The organism is Paenibacillus sp. An7 (genome assembly GCF_009870785.1).
Classification (GTDB): Bacteria; Bacillota; Bacilli; order Paenibacillales; family Paenibacillaceae; genus Paenibacillus.
Genome location: NZ_WTWX01000016.1, coordinates 74,065 through 77,632, shown reverse-complemented (window position 1 = coordinate 77,632; position 3,568 = coordinate 74,065). Strand labels below are relative to the sequence as shown.

Annotated in this window: 5 protein-coding genes and 1 pseudogene; all 6 read right to left on the bottom strand. The window is 36.5% G+C overall.

Annotated features, from left to right (window positions below; all coding sequences use genetic code 11):
* Window positions 1-531 (bottom strand): annotated as a pseudogene (locus GQY27_RS21790) (transposase); the annotation flags it as partial.
* Between the two features lie 644 nt (window positions 532-1,175).
* Complete coding sequence (locus tag GQY27_RS16245) at window positions 1,176-1,523, bottom strand: hypothetical protein (protein ID WP_160036307.1); 348 nt, start codon at window positions 1,521-1,523, stop codon at window positions 1,176-1,178.
* Between the two features lie 111 nt (window positions 1,524-1,634).
* Entirely contained in the window at window positions 1,635-2,012 is a 378-nt protein-coding gene (locus GQY27_RS16240) for a DinB family protein (RefSeq protein ID WP_160036306.1), read from the bottom strand.
* Between the two features lie 160 nt (window positions 2,013-2,172).
* Window positions 2,173-2,349 carry a hypothetical protein gene (locus tag GQY27_RS16235; protein WP_160036305.1) on the bottom strand — a complete coding sequence of 59 codons (177 nt, stop codon included), beginning with the start codon at window positions 2,347-2,349 and terminating at the stop codon, window positions 2,173-2,175.
* A gap of 403 nt (window positions 2,350-2,752) precedes the next feature.
* Entirely contained in the window at window positions 2,753-2,935 is a 183-nt protein-coding gene (locus GQY27_RS16230) for a hypothetical protein (protein ID WP_160036304.1), read from the bottom strand.
* Window positions 2,936-3,235: 300 nt separating this feature from the next.
* The coding region (locus GQY27_RS21535; protein ID WP_201450742.1) for a hypothetical protein at window positions 3,236-3,568 on the bottom strand (333 nt) is incomplete at its 5' end.

Below are 3,568 nucleotides of genomic sequence, written 5' to 3'. Positions count from 1 at the left end.
TGCGTGAAACGAATAAGCAAATTGTTTGGTCCGTTCATCTTTGACATAGTAGCCGTTCCCCTAGTTCGTTGTGCTTTGTTTGATTTCCTTTTCTTCTTTTTTGAAAGAGTCCGGCCGAAATGGCTTTTTATCATGTAGGCCCGGTCTTGGTTAATTCCCTCTTCCCTTTTGCGTTGGTATGCTCTTGTTTCTTTACGTACAACCTTTTTTTCAAATATCTCTAAAACGACGTTTTGTTGTTCTTTCCAAAGATAGAGAAATGAGGAGCTTTATCATAAAATCCATAGCCCCATATTGGTCTGTACTTCTTCGATCGTTTTTCGCATGGAACGAATACCAAAAAGTATTAAGATGACCGGATCGATGCTAGGTCGTCCAATTTCCGAACAATGATCCTGAACCAAATCGTAGAATAAAAGAAAAATCGATCGCAGATTCGATTTTACGAACCAAATGATCTTCTGGCACGAGTTGATCAAGAGCAATCATTTCAGATTGGTCACGCTGAATGGATGATTGTTTCGTTAGTATGATTGCACCTCAAATAAAATAGTTACTTCTATTGTAAAATAAAAAAGACTGTAGACAAACTAGTTTAAACTAGTTTGTCTGCAGTCTGAGAATCGTTCTTTAACTAAAGATTCTTTCTTGAATGTATATTTTTATTTCTCAATTATGCTAATCTCCTGTGCTTCTAGTGAAAAATTATCTTTAGACAACCGAACTCTAAATTTAACAATACTACCTACTGGAATATCTGAGGCTCCAACTGAAATTATTGGTTCTATTGCCTCGTTATATATTCTAGTTTTGTTAGTTATTTCAATATGCCTTTCTGTTTCGTTTTGAATAAATTGACTCTGATACTTGTTAAAAGCTTTTCCAGTAGGATTAAAATCCTTTAAAGTTAGAGTGTAGTTAACTTTTAAGCCATGTAGTTTTTCTCCACTTTGATTAACTACACTAACAACCTCTCCTTGAAATAAAAAAAATCTTCATTAGTCTCAATCTTACTAGAATTCGTACAACTGGTGAGAACTGTAGTTAAAACAAGAAGAAGAAAAAGTAATCTGTTTTTCATTTATTCACCTTTTATTTCTAATAATATTTAAACGAAGTGGTAGAGTCAATGACCCACTTGTTCTAATTGAACTAACGTTTTACCGTTAGTTTAATTACTCTAAAGTTAGTTCCTCTTTTTTGTTGTTCCATTCAATTGTTAGAAGAATTGGGCCATAACTAATAATATCATCTGTAACTACTTGGGTTTTAATTTCATTTCTTTGTCCTAAATCCTCGATATTACCATCTGCTTCTAGACCCGTATCAGTTTTAAAAAGATATGAAAGATTCTCGACGTTCTCTTCATCACCTATATATCTTATTGTATATACTCCATCACCTTGAAAAGTAACCCACCAATCTTCACTTTGAGCGCTCCAGATTTTCATATCTTCACTACATCCGACAATCGAGATTGCACTTAAAAGAACAATAAGTAAAGGTTTTATAATATTATTCATAATTCACCTCTTATCACCAAAGTTAATTAAAGGAATCTTTAAACTATCCAACTAATGTTTTCTCGTTAGTTCAATGCCAATCCCATTCCTAGTAATGGTGATATTAGGCCCTTAGAGCCTCGCGAACGTGATGTAATCGACTTGGACAGGCTCTAACGATTCAATCCGAAGTGCCCGGTTGATCTGTCCCCGGTGATATTGCCCATGTAAGAGGACCTGTAACAGGATGTCCCGGACGGACGTTCGGAACGGAACCCTGCTCTGGTTCGCATAGTCGATCATCACGTCCAACTCGGATTCTTCGAGCCCTTCGATATAGACGCGATATTGCTCGACGTTCTCTTCGAACAACGTCCGGATCGCCGTCAGGTCTTCCGTTTCCTCCCACAAGGAATATTGCGCGCTGCCCTTGCCCTGCAATCGGAATAGCCAGACTCGTTCTGCGACCGCCACGTGCCGAACCAGCTTCAGAAGGTCCTTGTTCTTCATCTCACTCTCCTCGAGCACGTCCAAGATGCATCCGTTTGCCCAGTACAGGTGGTAAGTCTGATTACAATCGCATGTGCTTACACGGGTTGATTTGTGATAGATATAAAAATGCCACTCTAGTATATAACGGGGTGGCTCGATTGTTTATAGACTATCCCATTCACTCGGAAATTTCTTTCGTTTCTCCATCATCCGTGTCACTTGACCACTTCGCATCGAAAATTTCTATAACCGATTCAGAAGCAGGTTCTTTTTCAGCACTCCCGTTAGAAGAGCAGCCAATTACTATACTAGTGAAAGTTAGTAATAAAAGAACGAGACAGGTAGTTCTTTTCAATATTTGATACCCCTTCCCTTATCCTTATATAACAGGAATATTGTACCATTAAGTCGAAGCGTATTTGCAACTTGTTTACGAAAGGGATGCGATGAATTTGCACTAAAAGTATTTTACGAAGCCGCTAACTGCTAATGTCCAGTATATACGGCGATGAGGAACGCTAAGCCGTTTGATTCTCCATTAGCATAAGTGCAATGCTTCCTGTTAATGAATCTCTAAAGTTTCTGTGTTCTTCGGAGGTATTTTTTTCTAGGGTTTTGCTTAATCTTATTGTAATATATTTTGGAAGTATCCTTCCGGTTAGCAAAAAGGGAGCAATTGCCAACTGACAATCTGCTCCCTTTTGTTTTCAACTAACGTTTTACAGTTAGTCCAATAATGTCCAATCCCTTAATTATTTTCAGGTGGTCCCTCTAGAAGGAAATTGATATAACCCTATTAAAATTAAAAACAGTACGAGAAAAATAATTTCGATTAGTACTAATATCTTGAATGTTCCAGAAGATTGCGATTTACGTTTGAGTTGACTTTCGACACTTGTCAATCGATCTTTAATTTCTTGAATTTCTTTTTCGTGTTCCATGATCTCTCCCCTTCACTCAGGTTCATTTACACTACATCTTAATGGAATATTATAACATAACCTGTTTTTTACTTACTTTTCATTTACTCTAAACTACCGGTTTGCTTATGTAGATTCCAACTGGCAAGCTGCTTCTTGCTGTATTTAACTAACGTTTTATCCTTTCTTCAGCATAAAACTCTCTCAGGACATTAGATGGAGCTGCGGTCTATAACCTTTAAGTAAACTATTTAGATCCTGGAGGGGATTGAAAAAAGCACCTCATGAAAGGCGCTTTACTTAATTATTAATATAAAAAAATCAGTTAAGAAGTAAATCTTTCATATTTTCACTCGGAACAGCTTCTACGTAAGTATATCTTGTTTGTTCCTCATTTTTTTCATCTACCCATGTCACTTTCACAAGAACTTCTTGGTAATTAGACTCAAAATTCTGATCAATCTTCGATTCATTTATGAAAAAAGAGCCTCCAACCTCATATTGTTTTATGTCTAGAGGATCTAGATTAATCGGATTAGGATTATTTGTAGTAGTTACAAGCAAACTAGCTGCGTACAAACTATCTATCAATTCTAAACTTGGCATAAAACTTATATATACTTTATTCATATTATTTGTAGGGTTTTCAAGCAG